Annotated in this window: 13 protein-coding genes; 10 read left to right on the plus strand and 3 right to left on the minus strand. The window is 72.0% G+C overall.

Features of this window, described 5'->3' with window-relative positions:
- Positions 1-35 precede the first annotated feature (35 nt).
- On the plus strand, positions 36-803 hold the full coding sequence (surE, locus tag ABT369_RS43860) for a 5'/3'-nucleotidase SurE (protein WP_350622035.1): 768 nt from the start codon (positions 36-38) through the stop codon (positions 801-803).
- A gap of 176 nt (positions 804-979) precedes the next feature.
- Positions 980-2,449, plus strand: coding sequence for a tRNA (N6-isopentenyl adenosine(37)-C2)-methylthiotransferase MiaB (gene miaB / locus ABT369_RS43865; RefSeq protein WP_350622037.1), 1,470 nt, complete (start codon positions 980-982; stop codon positions 2,447-2,449).
- 214 nt (positions 2,450-2,663) lie between these two features.
- Here miaB and ABT369_RS43870 read toward each other — a convergent pair whose 3' ends face one another.
- Positions 2,664-3,872 (minus strand): DUF349 domain-containing protein, encoded by a 1,209-nt coding sequence (locus ABT369_RS43870; protein ID WP_350622039.1) that lies wholly within the window; start codon positions 3,870-3,872, stop codon positions 2,664-2,666.
- A 196-nt stretch (positions 3,873-4,068) separates the two neighbouring features.
- Here ABT369_RS43870 and ABT369_RS43875 point away from each other — a divergent pair, with 196 nt between their 5' ends.
- The 3 genes from ABT369_RS43875 to dapF are packed head-to-tail and all read left to right on the plus strand — an operon-like array spanning position 4,069 to position 6,501.
- Positions 4,069-4,743, plus strand: a complete 675-nt coding sequence (locus ABT369_RS43875; protein ID WP_350622041.1) for a class III extradiol ring-cleavage dioxygenase family protein — start codon at positions 4,069-4,071, stop codon at positions 4,741-4,743.
- Positions 4,740-5,642: a tRNA (adenosine(37)-N6)-dimethylallyltransferase MiaA gene (gene miaA, locus ABT369_RS43880; RefSeq protein WP_350622043.1), complete on the plus strand. Its 903-nt coding sequence runs from the start codon at positions 4,740-4,742 to the stop codon at positions 5,640-5,642. The genes ABT369_RS43875 and miaA overlap by 4 nt, the downstream gene beginning before the upstream one ends.
- 4 nt (positions 5,643-5,646) lie before the next feature.
- The gene (gene dapF / locus ABT369_RS43885; protein WP_350622045.1) at positions 5,647-6,501 is read left to right on the plus strand and encodes a diaminopimelate epimerase; all 855 of its coding nucleotides are present in this window, start codon (positions 5,647-5,649) and stop codon (positions 6,499-6,501) included.
- On the opposite strand, the gene ABT369_RS43890 is transcribed toward dapF, so the two are convergent.
- Complete coding sequence (locus ABT369_RS43890) at positions 6,492-7,934, minus strand: NAD-dependent malic enzyme (RefSeq protein WP_350622047.1); 1,443 nt, start codon at positions 7,932-7,934, stop codon at positions 6,492-6,494. The genes dapF and ABT369_RS43890 overlap by 10 nt on opposite strands.
- A gap of 228 nt (positions 7,935-8,162) precedes the next feature.
- Between ABT369_RS43890 and hflX the strand changes: the two genes are divergently transcribed.
- Complete coding sequence (gene hflX, locus ABT369_RS43895; protein ID WP_350622154.1) at positions 8,163-9,494, plus strand: GTPase HflX; 1,332 nt, start codon at positions 8,163-8,165, stop codon at positions 9,492-9,494.
- An 87-nt stretch (positions 9,495-9,581) separates the two neighbouring features.
- The gene (locus ABT369_RS43900) at positions 9,582-11,252 is read left to right on the plus strand and encodes a hypothetical protein (RefSeq protein WP_350622049.1); all 1,671 of its coding nucleotides are present in this window, start codon (positions 9,582-9,584) and stop codon (positions 11,250-11,252) included.
- Positions 11,253-11,910: 658 nt separating this feature from the next.
- Here the strand turns inward: ABT369_RS43900 and lexA are convergent.
- Positions 11,911-12,591: a transcriptional repressor LexA gene (lexA, locus tag ABT369_RS43905; protein ID WP_350622156.1), complete on the minus strand. Its 681-nt coding sequence runs from the start codon at positions 12,589-12,591 to the stop codon at positions 11,911-11,913.
- A 508-nt stretch (positions 12,592-13,099) separates the two neighbouring features.
- Here lexA and ABT369_RS43910 point away from each other — a divergent pair.
- The 3 genes from ABT369_RS43910 to ABT369_RS43920 all read left to right on the plus strand — a co-directional run bounded on the left by ABT369_RS43910 (position 13,100) and on the right by ABT369_RS43920 (position 17,246).
- On the plus strand, positions 13,100-13,423 hold the full coding sequence (locus ABT369_RS43910; protein ID WP_350622051.1) for a LysM peptidoglycan-binding domain-containing protein: 324 nt from the start codon (positions 13,100-13,102) through the stop codon (positions 13,421-13,423).
- Between the two features lie 338 nt (positions 13,424-13,761).
- The gene (nrdR, locus tag ABT369_RS43915; protein WP_350622053.1) at positions 13,762-14,274 is read left to right on the plus strand and encodes a transcriptional regulator NrdR; all 513 of its coding nucleotides are present in this window, start codon (positions 13,762-13,764) and stop codon (positions 14,272-14,274) included.
- 119 nt (positions 14,275-14,393) lie between these two features.
- Positions 14,394-17,246: a vitamin B12-dependent ribonucleotide reductase gene (locus tag ABT369_RS43920; protein ID WP_350622055.1), complete on the plus strand. Its 2,853-nt coding sequence runs from the start codon at positions 14,394-14,396 to the stop codon at positions 17,244-17,246.
- The last annotated feature ends 20 nt before the right edge of the window (positions 17,247-17,266 follow it).

Genomic DNA, 17,266 nt, shown 5'->3' on the forward strand with positions numbered 1-17,266 from the left:
TTGATCACAAGGAGCAACCCGGCGATGCTGATGTCATGCGCATCCTCGTGACCAACGACGACGGCATCGACAGCCCCGGCCTGCTCACGCTCGCCGAGTGGGTGGCGCGCGCCGGGCACGAGACGGTGGTCGCCGCGCCGGCCGAGGAGTCCTCCGGCTCCAGCGCGGCCCTGCTCGCGGTCGACGAGGGCGGGCGCATTCAGATGCGGGAGCGGGGCATCGACGGTACCGCCGCCGCTTTCGCGGTTTCGGCGACGCCGGCGTTCATCGTCCTGCTGGCCACGCGCGGTGCCTTCGGGCCGCCACCCGACGTCGTGCTGTCCGGCATCAACCGGGGGCCCAACACCGGTGCTGCGGTGCTGCACTCCGGCACCGTCGGGGCCGCGCTCACGGCCGTGGCCAACGGCTGCCCGGCGCTGGCGGTCTCGCTCGACGTGGCCCCCGACGCCGAGGAGGCCAACTGGGACACCGCGGCCGAGGTCGCCGTCGGCCTGCTGCCGCTGCTCACCGGGGTGTTCGCGCTCAACGTCAACGTGCCCGACGTCGAGGCCGGGGCGCTGCGCGGCATTCGCCGGGCGCACCTGTCCGAGTTCGGGATGGTGCAGATGACCCTGCGCGACCAGGGCGAGGGGTTCGTGCGGATGTCCCTCGAGCAGGTGGGGGAGGTGCCCGAGCCGGGCAGCGACGACGGGTGGCTGCTGGACGGGTACGCCGCCGTCACGCCGCTCTTCCCGCCCGGCGAGGCCGCGGACGTGGAGTTGCCCGGGCTCGTGGATACGGCCGGTGAGCACATCGGGGGCTAGCGCCTGCTTGGCGACCGGGGTGGGAGCGAGGCGGAGTCCAGATTTCGTCTGGGGGTGGCCCGTGGAAGCCCGGCTACCGGGTTGTAACCCGGCTTCCGCGGGACGCCGCCAGGCGGAATCTGGGCCCGCCGCAGCCCCGCCCCGGTCGCGAAGCAGGCGCTAGTATTTCCTTCGCCATGACTGAGACCCGTACCTTCCGCGTGATCACCTACGGCTGCCAGATGAACGCGCACGACTCCGAGCGCATCTCCGGGCTGCTGGAGGAGGCCGGCTACGTGCCGGCGGCCGGCGACGGCGAGCCCGACGTCGTCGTGTTCAACACGTGCGCGGTGCGGGAGAACGCGGACAACCGGCTCTACGGCAACCTCGGCCACCTGCGCCCCACGAAGCTCGCGCACCCCGGCATGCAGATCGCCGTCGGCGGCTGCCTGGCGCAGAAGGACCGCGGCGACATCGTGAAGAAGGCGCCCTGGGTGGACGTCGTCTTCGGCACCCACAACATCGGCTCGCTGCCGGTGCTGCTCGAGCGCGCCCGGCACAACGCCGCCGCCGAGGTCGAGATCCTCGAGTCGCTCGAGGTCTTCCCGTCGACGCTGCCGACCCGCCGCGAGTCGACCTACGCGGGCTGGGTCTCCATCTCCGTCGGCTGCAACAACACCTGCACGTTCTGCATCGTGCCCGCGCTGCGCGGCCGCGAGAAGGACCGCCGCCCCGGCGACGTGCTCGCCGAGGTCGAGGCGCTGGCGGCCGAGGGTGTGCTGGAGGTGACGCTGCTCGGCCAGAACGTGAACTCCTACGGGGTCGAGTTCGGCGACCGGTATGCCTTCGGCAAGCTCCTGCGCGCGTGCGGCTCGGTCGAGGGTCTGGAGCGGGTGCGGTTCACCAGCCCGCACCCGAAGGACTTCACCGACGACGTGATCGCGGCCATGGCCGAGACGCCGAACGTGTGCCACTCGCTGCACATGCCGCTGCAGTCGGGGTCGGACACCGTGCTGCGGGCCATGCGCCGGTCCTACCGGGCCGAGAAGTATCTGGGCATCATCGAGAAGGTCCGCGCCGCGATGCCCGACGCCGCCATCACGACCGACATCATCGTGGGCTTCCCCGGCGAGACGGACGCGGACTTCGAGCAGACGCTCGACGTGGTGCGCGAGGCCCGCTACTCCAGCGCGTTCACCTTCCAGTACTCCAAGCGTCCCGGCACCCCCGCGGCCTCGATGGACCTGCAGGTGCCGAAGGCCGTGGTGCAGGAGCGCTACGACCGGCTGATCGCCGTGCTGGAGGAGATCAGCTGGGCCGAGAACAAGCGCCTGGTCGGCTCGACGCTCGAGGTGCTGGCCGCCGTCGGCGAGGGGCGCAAGGACAACGCGACCGGCCGCCTGTCGGGCCGCGCGCGGGACGGCCGGCTGGTGCACTTCGCCGCCGATCCCGACGCCGGGATCCGGCCGGGCGACATCGTGCACACGACGGTGACGTATGCGGCGCCCCACCACCTCAACGCCGACGGCCCCCTGGTCTCGCACCGCCGCACGCGGGCCGGCGACGCCTGGGAGTCGGGCCGGGTGACGCGCACGCCGGGCGTGGCCCTGGGCATGCCGACGATCGGCGCCCCGCCGCCGCAGCCGGCGGCCGCGACCCACTGCTGAGCCGTTCCCGGCGCCGCGCGGCCCTGGGCATGCCGACGGTCGGCGCCCCGCCGCCGCAGCCGGCCGCGACCCACTGCTGAGCCTTCCCCGGCGCCGGGTGTGGCCTCGGCGCAGCGTCATCTGGGCAGAAAAGCGTTGACCACTACACGCACGCGGCGTGTAGTGGTCAACTTTCTATGTCGGACGGGGCGCTGCCCGTCACCGGAGAAGTCCGTCAGCCGGTGTGCTCCGCCATGGCCAGGAACTTGCGCTTCGACTCGAGCGCCTTCTCGGCCTCCTTGATGCGCCGCTGGTCGCCGGCGGCCTGGGCGCTCGCCAGCTGCTGCTCCGCCCGCGCCACCTGCTCGCGCATCTGGGCCAGCAGCGGGCTGGCCTCCGGCGGGGTGCGCCGCCACGCGGCGTCCATCGCGACCTTGACCTTGTCCTCGATGGCGCGGAGGCGACGGTCCAGGCCGGCCTGCGACTCGCGGGGCACGCGGCCCGCGTCGTGCCAGTTGCCCTGGATCTCGCGCAACTTGTTCTGCGCGCCCTTCGGGTCGCCGTCGATGTCGAGGGCCTCGGCCTGGGCCAGGAGCTCCTGCTTGCGCTCGAGGTTGCCCTTGAACTCGGCGTCCCGCGCCGAGAATACCTCGCTGCGCCGCTTGAAGAAGGCGTCCTGAGCTGCCCGGAAGCGCTCCCAGAGCTTCTGCTCCGTGTCCTTCGCGGCGCGCGGGGCGGCCTTCCACTCGGTCATGAGGTCCTTGAGGCGGGCCGCCGTCGCGTTCCACTCGGTGGACTCGGACAGGCCCTCGGCCTCGATGACGAGCTCCTCCTTGCGGCCCTGGGCCTGCTTGCGGGAGGCGTCCAGGGTGGCGAAGTGGGCCCCGCGGCGGCGGGTGAAGGCGTCGCGAGCGGCGGCGTAGCGCTTCCAGAGCTCGCTCTCGGCCTTCTTCTCGACGCCGTGGATCGCCTTCCACTCGTCGAGGATCTCCTTGAGCCGGTCGCCGGCCGTCTTCCAGCCGGTGGCGTCGGCCGCGATGGCCTCGGCCTCCTCGACCAGGGCGGTCTTGCGGGCGAGCGACTCGGCCCGGGCCGCGTCGCGGGCGGCCCGCGCGGCTCCGGCCTTCTCCTCGGCGATCGTCGTGAGCTTGTCCAGCCGGGCGGCGAGCCCGTCGATGTCGCCGACGACGTGGGCCTCGTCGAGGCCGCTGCGCAGGCGCCGGATGGTGGACAGGGACTGGCCGGCGTCGGCGGCGCCGCTGCCGAGCCTCGCCTCGATCAGGTCGACCTCGGTCACCAGGTCGGCGAACCGGCGGGCGAAGTGGGCCAGGCCCTCCTCGGGTGTCCCGGCCTGCCAGGACCCGATGGGGCGCTCACCGGCGGCCGTCTTCACGAAGACATTGCCGTCGGTGTCGATCCGTCCAAACTCCGTAGGGTCGCTCATCTGCCCATCCTCGCTCCCGGCGCCCGTAGGATCGGGTATCCCACCGTCACGCCGCCATCGCACAGCAAAGTTCCCCAGGGCATTCTCACAGGTGTGCCCCGGGGCCGGTCGAGGGCCTGCGGCCGAACCGTGACCATTCCGGTGCCATTCACAGGCCGCACGGTTGCGCAGAGACCGTCCCCGATAACGTTAAGCCGTGTCACTCGTCGCCGCCGCGGTCTGCCCACATCCGCCACTGCTCGTGCCGGACCTGGCCGCCGGGGCCGCGTCCGAGCTCGACGACCTGCGGGCGGCCTGCCGCGCCGCGGTGGCGCACCTGGCGGATGCCTTGATCGACTCGCTCATCGTTCTCGGTTCTGATACCACGACGGTACGCCGTGCGGCCCCGTTCGGGGGGACCCTATCCCCGTGGGGCATCGACCGGCCCGTCGGCGACCCGTCGGGCGAGCCCCTGCCCCTCAGCCTGCTCATCGGTGCCTACCTGATGCCGGGCGCCGGAAACTTCCAGTCCGTCGCCGCCGACGCCGCACCCGGCGAGTGCGCACGCCTCGGCCTCGGCCTCGCCGGCGAGGCCGAGCGCGTCGGGCTCCTGGTGCTCGGCGACGGCTCGGCCTGCCGTACCGACAAGGCGCCCGGCTTCTTCGACCCGCGCGCGGAGGCGTTCGACGCGACCGTCGCCGCCGCCCTCGCGGGGGCCGATGCCGCCGCGCTCGCCGCGCTCGACCCGGCCCTGGCCGCCGAGCTGCTCGTCGCCGGCCGCGCGCCGTGGCAGGTCCTGGCCGGCGCGGCCGAGGGTGAGATGCGCGGGGAGTTGCTGTACGACTCCGCTCCGTACGGTGTCGCCTACTTCGTGGCCACGTGGGCGGCATGAGGCCGGTCATCGCGATCGTCGGGCCGACGGCCGCGGGCAAGTCCGCGCTGAGCCTGCGGCTCGCGGAGGAGCTCGGCGGCGAGGTCGTCAACGCCGACTCCATGCAGCTGTACCGCGGCATGGACATCGGCACCGCCAAGCTCACCGAGGCCGAGCGGGCCGGCGTCCCGCACCACGTCCTGGACATCTGGGACGTCACCGAGCCCGCCAGCGTGGCCGTCTACCAGGGGCTCGCCCGCGCCGCCATCGACGACATCGCCGCCCGCGGCTGCGTCCCGCTGCTCGTCGGCGGCTCCGGCCTCTACGTGCGGGCCGTGCTCGAGGACTTCGACTTCCCCGGCACCGACCCCGAGCTGCGCGCCGAGCTCGAGCGGGAGCTGGACGAGCACGGGCCCGCGCCGCTGTACGCCCGGCTGCAGGCCGCCGACCCGGTCGCGGCCGGGCGCATCCTGCCCAGCAACGGCCGGCGCATCGTGCGCGCCCTGGAGGTGAACGCGCTCACCGGCACCGCCTTCACCGCGCAGCTGCCGCAGCCCCGCCCGGTGTACGACGCCATCCAGCTCGGTGTCGACGTCGACACGGCGGTGCTGGACGCGCGGATCGACGCGCGGGTCGAGCACATGTGGGCGCTCGGCTTCGTGGCGGAGGTCCGCGGCCTGCTCGGCCGGGGGCTGCGGGAGGGGCGCACGGCGAGCGGCGCCCTGGGGTACCGCCAGATCATGAACCTGCTCGACGGGCTCTGCGGCCCCGAGGAGGCCCGCGCGGAGACGGCCCGCGCCACCCGGCGCTTCGTGCGGCGGCAGCGCTCCTGGTTCCGCCGCGACGGGCGGATCATCTGGCTCGACGGCACGGCGGCCGACATCACGGGGGCGGCCCTGCGCGCCGTGCGGCAAGATTGACGCCATGCGCTTCGCGAAAGGCCACGGCACGGGCAACGACTTCGTCATCCTGCCCGACCTCGACGGCACCCTGCCCCTGACCCCGGCCCTCGTCGCCGCCCTGTGCGACCGGCGCCGCGGCATCGGCGCCGACGGCGTCCTGCGGGTCGTGCGCAGCGCCGCCCACCCGGACGCGGAGGCGTCCTCGGCGGGCGCCGAGTGGTTCATGGACTACTGGAACGCCGACGGCTCGCAGTCGGAGATGTGCGGCAACGGGGTCCGCGTCTACGCGCGCTACCTCGCCGAGGCCGGCCTGGTCGCCCCCGAGGGCACGTTCGACCTGGTGACCCGGGCCGGTGTCGTGCCGGTCACCATGGGCGAGGAGATCACGGCCGGCATGCCGGTTCCGCGGGTGTACGTCCAGAGTGAGGCCGTCACGACCGGCGCGAGCCTCGGCGGCACCGCGGTCGACGTCGGCAACCCGCACCTCGTGTGCCCCGTGGACGAGCCGACCCTGGACGGGCTCGACCTGACCCGGGCGCCCGTGATCGACCCGCTGATCTTCCCGGCCGGGGTGAACGTCGAGTTCGCCGCGGTGGGCCCGGCCCCGGCCGGCGCTGACCTCTACCGCCGGATGCGCGTCTACGAGCGCGGCTCCGGCGAGACCCAGTCCTGCGGCTCGGGCGCGTGCGCGGTCGCCGCGGTCGCGGTGCACCACGCCGGGCTCGAGTCCGGCACCGTGGTCGTCGACGTGCTCGGCGGCCGGCTCACCGTGACCGTGTCGCCTTTGGAGTGCCTGCTGCGGGGGCCTGCGGTCATCGTCGCGCACGGCGACGTCGACGCGCAGGCCGTCCGGCAGCTGGCGCCCACCTACTCCTGAGCCGAATGCCCCCCGTCGGGGGTCGAGTCCAGCGCAGGGCCCTTCGCCGCGGCCCGCACGGCCGCGGCGACCGCGGGGGAGACCCGCGAGTCGAACACGCTCGGCACGATGACCGTCGGGTTGAGCTTGTCCTCGCCGACCGTGTCCGCGATCGCCTGCGCGGCCGCGAGGGCCATCGCGTCGGTGAACTCGCGGGCCTGGGCGTCGAGCATGCCCCGGAACACGCCGGGGAACGCGAGCACGTTGTTGATCTGGTTCGGCTGGTCGGAGCGGCCGGTGGCGACGATCGCGGCGTGCTCGCGGGCCGCCCGCGGGTCGACCTCGGGGTCGGGGTTGGCCAGCGCGAAGACGATCGAGTCCTTGGCCATCGTGGCGATGTCGTCGCCGGTGAGCAGGTTCGGCGCGCTCACCCCGATGAACACGTCGGCGCCGCGCAGGGCCCCGCGCAGGTCACCCGCGTAGTTCTCCCGGTTGGTGTGCTCGGCGAGCCACTGCCACGAGCCCGACAGGCCGGTCATGCCGCGGTGCAGGGCACCGGGCCGGTCGGTCGCGATCACGTCGCCGACGCCCTGGCGGAGCAGGAGCTTCATGATGGCGGTACCGGCGGCGCCCGCCCCGCTCACCACGACCTTCACCTGGCCGATCGGCTTGCCCACCACGCGCAGCGCGTTCGTCAGCGCGGCCAGCACGCAGATGGCCGTGCCGTGCTGGTCGTCGTGGAAGACGGGGATGTCGAGCTGCTCGCGGAGCCGCTCCTCGATCTCGAAACAGCGCGGGGCGGCGATGTCCTCGAGGTTGATCCCGCCGTAGGCGGGGGCGATCGCCTTCACGATGGCGATGATCTCGTCGGTGTTCTGGGTGTCGAGCACGACCGGCCAGGCGTCGACCCCGCCGAAGCGCTTGAACAGCGCGGCCTTGCCCTCCATGACCGGCATCGCGGCATAGGGCCCGATGTTGCCGAGGCCGAGCACGGCCGAGCCGTCGGTGACCACGGCGACGGTGTTGCGCTTGATCGTGAGGCGGCGCGCGTCCTCGGGGTTCTCCGCGATGGCCAGGCACACCCGGGCGACCCCGGGGGTGTAGGCGCGGGAGAGCTCGTCGCGGTTGCGCAGCGCGACCTTGGGCGCGACCTCGATCTTGCCGCCCAGGTGCAGCAGGAACGTGCGGTCGGAGACCTTGCGCACGTCGACCCCGTCGAGCTTCTCGAGGTCGGCCACGACCTGTTCGGCGTGGGCGGAGTCGGCGGTGTCGCAGGTGAGGTCGACGACCACGTTGGCGCTGTCGGAGTCGACGACGTCCACGGCGGTGACGATCCCGCCCGACTCGCCGACCGAGGTGGTCAGGCGGCCGATGGCGGAGGCGTCGGCGATCACGGAGACACGGACGGTGATGGAGAACCCGGCGCTGGGTAATCTGTGTGTGGCTGGTGTCACCGGTCCATTCTCACCCTCCGCATCGCCCGGCGTTCGCACCGGGTGCGGATATCAAGTGCCGTCTTGCCCCCGCAGGTGTCACGATTGACGGGTCGAGTGCCAGATCATCGAGGAGAGTTTGCTTTGCGCGCACGAACGAGCTTTTCCGCAGACGCCTACGACGCGGACGCCGAGGAGTTCGAGGACTTCGTTGACGACGGCGATCTCGAACTCGAGGAGCGGCACGCCCTGCGGCGCGTCGCCGGGCTGTCCACCGAGCTCTCGGACGTCACCGAGGTCGAATACCGCCAGCTGCGCCTCGAGCGCGTCGTGCTGGTCGGGGTCTGGACCGAGGGCACCGTCACCGACGCCGAGAACTCCCTCACCGAGCTGGCCGCGCTCGCCGAGACCGCCGGCTCCCAGGTCCTCGACGGGCTCATCCAGCGCCGCAGCCGGCCCGACTCGGCCACCTTCATCGGCCGGGGCAAGGTCGACGAGGTGCGCTCGGTGGTGCAGAGCAGCGGGGCCGACACCGTCATCTGCGACGGCGAGCTGTCCCCGTCGCAGCTGCGGCAGCTGGAGTCGCGGGTCAACGTCAAGGTCATCGACCGCACGGCGCTGATCCTCGACATCTTCGCCCAGCACGCCAAGAGCAAGGAGGGCAAGGCCCAGGTCGAGCTGGCGCAGCTGCAGTACTTCCTGCCGCGCCTGCGAGGCTGGGGTGAGGCGCTCAGCCGGCAGGCGGGTGGCTCGGCCAGCGGCAACGGCGGCGTGGGCCTGCGCGGCCCGGGTGAGACCAAGCTGGAGATCGACCGGCGGCGCATCCGCACGCGCATCTCGCGGCTCAAGCGGGAGATCGCGGCGATGGCGACCATCCGCGACACCAAGCGGGCGACGCGGCGGCGCAACCGGGTGCCCGCGGTGGCGATCGCCGGCTACACCAACGCCGGCAAGTCCAGCCTGCTCAACCGCCTCACCGGGGCGGGCGTGCTGGTCGAGGACGCGCTGTTCGCCACCTTGGACACCACCACGCGCCGGGCGCGGGCCGCCGACGGGCGGATCTACACGCTCTCGGACACCGTCGGGTTCGTCCGGCACCTGCCGCACCAGCTGGTCGAGGCCTTCCGCTCCACGCTGGAGGAGGTCGCCGAGGCCGACCTGGTCCTGCACGTGGTCGACGGCTCCCACCCCGACCCCGAGTCGCAGGTCCGGGCCGTGCGCGAGGTGCTCGCCGAGGTCGGCGCGGACGCGGTGCCGGAGCTGCTGGTCATCAACAAGGTCGACATGGCCGACGAGGAGACCCAGCTGCGGCTCAAGGGTCTGTGGCCCGCGGCCGTCTTCGCCTCCGCCCGCACCGGCGCCGGCATCGACGACGTGCGCGCGGCGATCGAGGCGGGGCTGCCGTGGCCGGCCATCGAGCTGACGGCCGTGGTGCCGTACGAGCGCGGCGACCTGGTCGCCCGCGTCCACTCGATCGGCGAGGTCCTCGAGACCGCCCACCTGGCCGAGGGCACCCGCATCCGGGCACGGGTCACCGAGGGCCTGGCCGCGGAGCTCGCCCCCTACGCCATGTCCTCGTGATTACGCTGCGTCGCTGACGCCAGTCACCTGGAGTGACAGCCGGACCGGGCAACCCCAAAGCCGGTCCGGCTCTGCCAGACTTGCGGGATGCGACGACGGGTGGTGCTCAGTTCGGCTGCGGTGATCTGTCTCTCCGCCGGCGTCTCCGCACCGGCCGCGGCCTATGCGCCGTCGCCAACCGCGGCGGCCGGAGCGGGCACCACCGTCTGCACCCCGAACCCGAAGGACGTGAACGAGGTCTCCGGCCTCGTCGCCATCCCCGACGGCGGCTACTACGCCATCCAGGACAGCCAGCCCGAGCCGGCCCGGTCCAAGATCTTTGTGCTCGACGGCAGCTGCAAGGTCACCAAGACGATCAAATACGACCCGGGCCGGGCGCTCGACCCCGAGGACGCCGCCCTGGACAAGAACGGCACGCTCTATGTCGCCGACATCGGCGACAACGACGAGTCCTCGGGCGGCTCGAAGACGGCGCGGCCGACGGTGGCGATCTGGACCCTGACGGCCGGCTCCACGACCCCCGTGATCAACCGCCTGACCTACCCGGACGGCAAGAAGCACGACGCCGAGGCCCTGCTGCTCACCGGCGACAACCTGCCGATCATCATCACCAAGGCGGCGCCCAACGAGATCTACGTCGCCGAGAGCGCGCTCGTGCCCAACACCAAGGAGGGCGTGAAGCTGCGCAAGGCCGGCGACTTCAAGGCGCTGGTCGACACCAAGACCGCCAACCCGCTCGGGCTGCTCGGCTGGAAGCTCATCACGGGCGCGGCGGCCTCGCCCGACGGCTCCAAGGTCGTCGTGCGCACGCTGTCGGACGCCTACGAGTTCGACGTTCCCGGCGGCGACGTCATCAAGGCCCTGACCACGGGCAAGCCGCGCATCACGCCGCTGCCCAACGAGCCGCAGGGCGAGGCGATCACCTACACGCCGGACGGCAAGAACTACGTGACCGCCTCCGACCAGGACTCGTCGAAGAAGTCGGCGCTGCTGAAGTACACGCCGACGGACATCTCGGTCGCGGCCGGCAGCGGCGGGAACGTGCCCTCGCCGAAGGCCAAGGAGCAGTCGTTGCTGCAGTCGATCACCCTCCAGGACATCACCTACGCGGTCGCCGCGATCGGCATCGTCGGCCTCGGCCTCGTCATCGTGGGCGTGGTGGGCATCCGCCGCTCCCGCGCGGCCCGGCGCGCCGCGGGACCGGGCAACGGCCGTGGGGACGGACCCGACGACGACTTCGCGGTGCCGGCCGCGGTCGGTGGCGGTGCTCCCGGGGTCTACGGCGGCGGTGGCGGTCCGGGCGGCGGGCCCGGTGGCCCTGGCGGCCCCGGTGTCTACGGTGGCGGTGGCCAGGGCGGTCCGGGCGGCGGCCGTGGTGGCCCCGGCGGCGGCGTCTATGGCGGCGGTGGCGGTGGCGGCGGCCGGGATGGCGGCGGCAACGTCTACGGCGGCGGTGGCGGCGGCGGCCAGGGTGGCGGCGGTGTCTACGGCGGCGGTGGCGGTTCCGAGCGGCCGGGCAATCGCCAGGGCGGCGGCGTCTATGGCGGCGGTGGCGGTGGCGGCGGTGGCGGCGGCCGGGACGGCGGCGGCAACGTCTACGGCGGCGGCGGTGGAGGCGGCCAGGGTGGCGGTGGCGGCGCATACGGCGGCGGCGACCAGCGCGGCTTCGCGCAGGGCCCCCCGCCGCGCGACGGCCGCGGCGGCTACGGTCCCGGGGACCAGGGTGGCTACGACCGCGGCTACGCCCCGCACCGCTGACGGACCCGGGCCGGAAGGCTCCCGCCGGTGCTGAGGCGGAAGCCTTCCGGATCGTGTTCAGGTCACGAGTTCGGCGACAGGTGGCCGCACGTGCCGAAGCCGTCGTCCCAGACGAACGCGCGGCGGGTGTTGGGCCCGTAGACGCCGTCGGCGGCCGCAGCAGAACGTCAACGCCTGCTACCGGGACCCGAGCAACGACATCTCGGCCGACGGCAACTTCGGGCCGCAGACCAAGAGCGCGCTGCAGGCCGCCCAGCGCATCGCCGGCACTGGAACGTGAGCACCGCGTTGCTGGAGTAGCCGTGCTGCAGGTGGCAGTTGGTCGAACCGGCGGCGGTGGCGGGAACCTCGGCCCGGCCACGACGAGCCCGCGAGGCCGACGCGGGTCCAGCCGGTGCATGCCGACTGGTCTCCGTGTTGTCGCCCGCGCTGCTGCTGCTCACCGCGCTGGCCGTCCCGGCGTCGGCGGCCCCGACGGCGGCCCTGGCGACCGCGTAGCCCGTCCTCCCCGTCAGGCCGCGCACGCTACCCGTGGTGCGCGCTATCGGCATTGATCGACGGACGTCAACGTAAGCCTGCCCGGGCAGACGGGAACCGCCGCTCGGTGTGGTGGCACGAGCGGCGGTCGGCGTGGGCACTGGCCGGGGCGGGCCGCAGGTCAGATGCGGCGGACCACCGTCACGACGCGGCCCAGGATCGTCGCCTGGTCGCCCTGGATCGGGTCGAAAGCGGCGTTCTGCGGCATGAGCCAGACGTGGCCGTCGCGGTTGCGGTAGGTCTTCACCGTCGCCTCGCCGTCGAGCATGGCGGCCACGATGTCGCCGTTGTTGGCGTTGGGCTGCTGGCGCACGACCACCCAGTCGCCGTCGCAGATGGCCGCGTCCAGCATCGAGTCGCCCTTGACCTGGAGCATGAAGAGCGTGCCCTCGCCGACGAGCTCGCGGGGCAGCGGGAAGACGTCCTCCACCGCCTGCTCGGCCAGGATCGGCCCACCGGCGGCGATGCGGCCGAGGACGGGCACGTAGGCGGGCGCGGGGCGCGCGGCGCGGGCGGCCTCCTCGTCGACCGTCACGAGCTCGCTCGGCGGCCGGACGTCCACGGCCCGGGGACGGTTGGGGTCGCGGCGCAGGTAGCCCTTCCGCTCCAGCTCCTTGAGCTGGTAGGCCACGCTGGAGGGCGACACCAGGCCGACGGCCTCGCCGATCTCGCGCACGCTCGGCGGGTAGCCGTTGCGCTCCACGGCGGCGCGGATGAACTCGAGGATGCGGCGCTGGCGGACGGTCAGGTCGGCCGCGAAGAGGTCGGGGAAGGCGCTGACCACGGCGGTGACCGCGCGCATCTCCGGCTCACCGCCGCGGCGGCGGGTGGCGCGCTTGGCGCCCGCGCGGCCGGCGATGGCGGTGACCTCGGCGCCGGGGCCGTCGATGAGCTCGTCCGGCTCGCTCGCGGGTGCGTCGGTGCGGTCGTCGGCTGACACGTCGTCCTCCCTCGTGTTGGCAGTCGCGGGGCGTTCGCCGCGCCTGCTGACGAGCCGTGGGGTGGCCCGTCACCCGGGGGCCGCGCGGGTTGCGGTCCCGGTTGTCGCATCGGTGGCTCCCGCGCGCGCGGAAACCGGGGGTGTGGCGGCTCCCGCGGGTGCGGAGGCCCGGATGTCGCGTAGATCCGGTAATCCCGATCGAAAGCCGATCGTGTGTGGATCACCGTAACGCCGGGGTCGGGCAGTTTCAAACATCTGTACTACGTGGCGCGCCGATTTTTCGGCGAGTTGGCTCGACACGGGTCTTCTCCCTCTGATAAACCATCGTACGGCTGTTCGATCGAACGCGTGTACGCAAAAGGGGGCCGACATGGGACGGCGGGCCAAAAACGGGCACACAAGCGCGCCGATTCGCCTCACCGGACGGGGCCGGGTCGTGGTGTTCTGCTTCCTGCTGGCGGTCGCCGGTGGTCTCGTGGCGCTCGTCTCCGAGCCCGGGCAGGCGGCCGATCCGCCGTCGGGGCCGCCGCCGACGGTCATCGTGCAGCCGGGTGACACGCTGTGGGACATCGCGACGCGCACCAAGGGCCGCGAGGGCCGCGACGCGACGGTGGAGGAGATCCGCCGCCTCAACAATCTCGGCGGCTACGACATCGACGCCGGGCAGCGGCTCGTCCTGCCCCGCCGCCGCTGATCGTTCCGGAAAATCGTTCGCAATCACCCTTTGCCGGATATTTCGCCCGACGAGGTATAAAACCGAAACGTCAAGGCGCGCACGGTCCGGCTCCTGAGACTCGCGACACAAAAGGGTCGGGATCCTCGTTTGACTTGCGTCGACGTAGGCATCGGCATAGCGTCTACCCCTAGATGTAGTAGTTACAGGGGTGTAAGTCGTCCACAGGTTGTGGATTCGGCAGCCACTGTTCACTGACCGTAATGAGCCGGCGGGTAGGCCTCACGAGGGCGCTCGTCCGGTTTGGCGTGCCCGTTTGTCCGGACTGTCCGGCGTAGTGTTGAGAGAGGTCCATCGACATGCGGTGCCCGTACTGCCGGCACGCCGACTCGCGGGTGGTCGACTCCCGGGAGGCCGAGGACGGTCAGATCATCCGGCGCCGCCGGTCCTGCCCGGAGTGCGGCCGGCGGTTCACCACCGTCGAGGAGGCGGTGCTCGCCGTGGTCAAGCGCAGCGGGGTCACCGAGCCGTTCAGCCGGACGAAGATCATCGCCGGGGTGCGCAAGGCGTGCCAGGGCCGGCCCGTCGACGAGGACGCCATCGCGGTGCTCGCGCAGAAGGTCGAGGAGACGGTCCGGGCCCGGGGCGCGGCGGAGCTGCCCAGCCACGAGGTCGGGCTGGCCATCCTCGCGCCGCTGCGGGACCTCGACGAGGTGGCCTATCTGCGCTTCGCGAGCGTGTACCGGTCGTTCGACTCGCTCGGCGACTTCGAGCGGGAGATCGCGGCGCTGCGGGCGGGGGCGGAGGCGCCGGTCCGGGAGCACGAGTCAACGGGGGACGGCTCCTCGGTGCCGGCCGCGCGCGTCGGCTGACAGCAACGCATAGCACGGCACATGGGCCGAGTAGGCCCGGTAAAGCGGACAAAAAGCACAAAACACCAACCGGTACGCACATGCGGTACCGATGATGACGCTGACTGAGGGGGCCGCGCATGGCGGGGGAGACGAAGACGAAGGCAACAGCGCGCAAGGACCAGCGGGAGGGGCTGCGGGTCGAGCGCGTCTGGACGACCGAGGGGGTGCACCCCTATGACGAGGTGACGTGGGAGCGTCGCGACATCGTCATGACGAACTGGCGGGACGGCTCGATCAACTTCGAGCAGCGGGGCGTCGAGTTCCCGGCGTCGTGGAGCGTCAACGCCGCCAACATCGTCACCACCAAGTACTTCCGCGGCGCCGTCGGCACCCCGCAGCGCGAGCAGTCGCTGCGCCAGCTGATCGACCGCGTCGTGACGACCTACACGAAGGCCGGCCGGGAGCACGCCTACTTCGCGACCGAGCGCGATGCCGAGATCTTCGGCCACGAGCTGACCTGGATGCTGCTGCACCAGGTGTTCAGCTTCAACTCGCCGGTCTGGTTCAACGTCGGCACCACGTCGCCGCAGCAGGTCAGCGCCTGCTTCATCCTCTCGGTCGACGACTCGATGGACTCGATCCTCGACTGGTACAAGGAGGAGGGGCTGATCTTCAAGGGCGGCTCCGGCTCCGGCGTGAACCTGTCCCGGATCCGCTCCTCCAAGGAGCTGCTGACCAGCGGCGGCACGGCCAGCGGCCCGGTGTCGTTCATGCGCGGCGCGGACGCCTCGGCGGGGACGATCAAGAGCGGCGGCGCCACCCGCCGCGCGGCCAAGATGGTCATCCTCGACGTCGACCACCCCGACGTGGAGGAGTTCATCGAGACCAAGGCCCGCGAAGAGGACAAGATCCGGGCCCTGCGCGACGCCGGCTTCGACATGGACCTCGGCGGCCGCGACATCGTGAGCGTGCAGTACCAGAACGCCAACAACTCGGTGCGCGTCTCGGCCGAGTTCATGCAGTCCGTCGAGGACGACACCGAGTTCGGGCTGCGCTCGCGCCTCGACAACAGCGTCATCTCCACCGTCAAGGGCAAGGAGCTGTTCCACAAGCTCGCCCAGGCCGCGTGGGAGTGCGCCGACCCCGGCATCCAGTACGACGACACGATCAACGCCTGGCACACGTGCCCCGAGACCGGGCGGATCACCGCGTCGAACCCCTGCAGCGAGTACATGCACCTGGACAACTCCAGCTGCAACCTGGCCTCGCTGAACCTGCTCAAGTACCTCAACGCCGACGGCACGTTCGCCGTCGAGCAGTTCGTGAAGTCGGTCGAGCTGGTCATCACCGCGATGGACATCTCCATCTCCTTCGCCGACTTCCCGACCGACAAGATCGGCGAGACCAGCCGCGCGTACCGCCAGCTCGGTATCGGCTACGCGAACCTGGGCGCGCTGCTCATGGCCAGCGGCCTCGCGTACGACTCCGAGGGCGGCCGGGCCGTCGCGGCGTCGATCAGCAGCCTCATGACGGGCACCGCGTACCGGCGCTCGGCCGAGCTGGCCGGGGTCGTCGGCGCCTACGACGGCTACGCCCGCAACGCGACCGCGCACGCCCGCGTCATGCACAAGCACGCCGAGGCCAACGCCGTCATCGGTACCGTCGGCGCCGTCGACGCCGCCATCAAGGACGCGGCCACGGCCCAGTGGGCGCTCGGCAACGAGATCGGCGCCAAGAACGGCTGGCGCAACTCGCAGGCCAGCGTCCTCGCCCCGACCGGCACCATCGGCCTGATGATGGACTGCGACACCACCGGCGTCGAGCCCGACCTGGCCCTGGTCAAGTTCAAGAAGCTCGTCGGCGGCGGCTCGATGCAGATCGTCAACCAGACCGTGCCGCGCGCCCTGCGCACCCTCGGGTACCAGGAGGAGCAGGTCGAGGCGATCGTCGAGCACATCTCGGCGCACGGCCACGTCGTCGACGCTCCCGGGCTCAAGCTCGAGCACTACAGCATCTTCGACTGCGCCATGGGCGAGCGGACCATCGCGCCCATGGGCCACGTGCGGATGATGGCGGCCATCCAGCCGTTCATCTCCGGCGCCATCTCCAAGACGGTCAACATGCCGGAGGCGGCGAGCGTCGAGGACGTCGAGGAGATCTACTACCAGGGCTGGAAGCTCGGCCTCAAGGCGCTGGCGATCTACCGCGACAACTGCAAGGTCGGCCAGCCGCTCTCCGCCGTCTCCTCGTCGAAGAAGGAAGAACCGGCGCCGGTCGTCCAGGAGGTCGTGAAGACTGAGAAGGTGATCGAGTACCGTCCGGTCCGCAAGCGGCTGCCGAAGAAGCGGCCGAGCTCGACCGTGTCGTTCTCCGTCGCCGGCGCCGAGGGCTACCTGACCGCCTCGTCCTACCCCGACGACGGTCTCGGCGAGGTCTTCCTCAAGATGTCGAAGCAGGGCTCGACCCTGGCCGGCGTCATGGACGCGTTCTCGGTCGCCATCTCGATCGGCCTGCAGTACGGCGTGCCGCTGGAGACCTACGTCTCGAAGTTCGTGAACATGCGCTTCGAGCCGGCGGGCATGACCGACGACCCGGACATCCGCCTCGCCTCGTCGGTGATGGACTACATCTTCCGCCGCCTGGCGCTGGACTTCCTCGACTTCGACACCCGCTCGGAGCTGGGCATCCTGACCTCGTCCGAGCGCGCGGCCCAGCTGCGCGCCGAGGCCGCGGGCAACGGCGGCGACTCGGACGTGGACCTCACCGAGATGCGCAACTCGGCCCCGGTGGAGAAGCCGGCGGCCGCCGAGAAGGCCAAGCCGGCCGAGGTCGAGCCGCCGCGGCGGATCGGCTCCTCGACCGAGCTGCTGGAGCTGGTCCAGGGCAAGGCGGCCGACGCGCCGCTGTGCTTCACCTGCGGGACGAAGATGCGCCCCGCGGGCAGCTGCTACGTCTGCGAGGGCTGCGGCTCCACGAGCGGCTGCAGCTGACGTACGCCTGACGGTGCCCG

It is taken from the genome of Dactylosporangium sp. NPDC000244 (assembly GCF_040300725.1).
Classification (GTDB): domain Bacteria; phylum Actinomycetota; class Actinomycetes; order Mycobacteriales; family Micromonosporaceae; genus Dactylosporangium.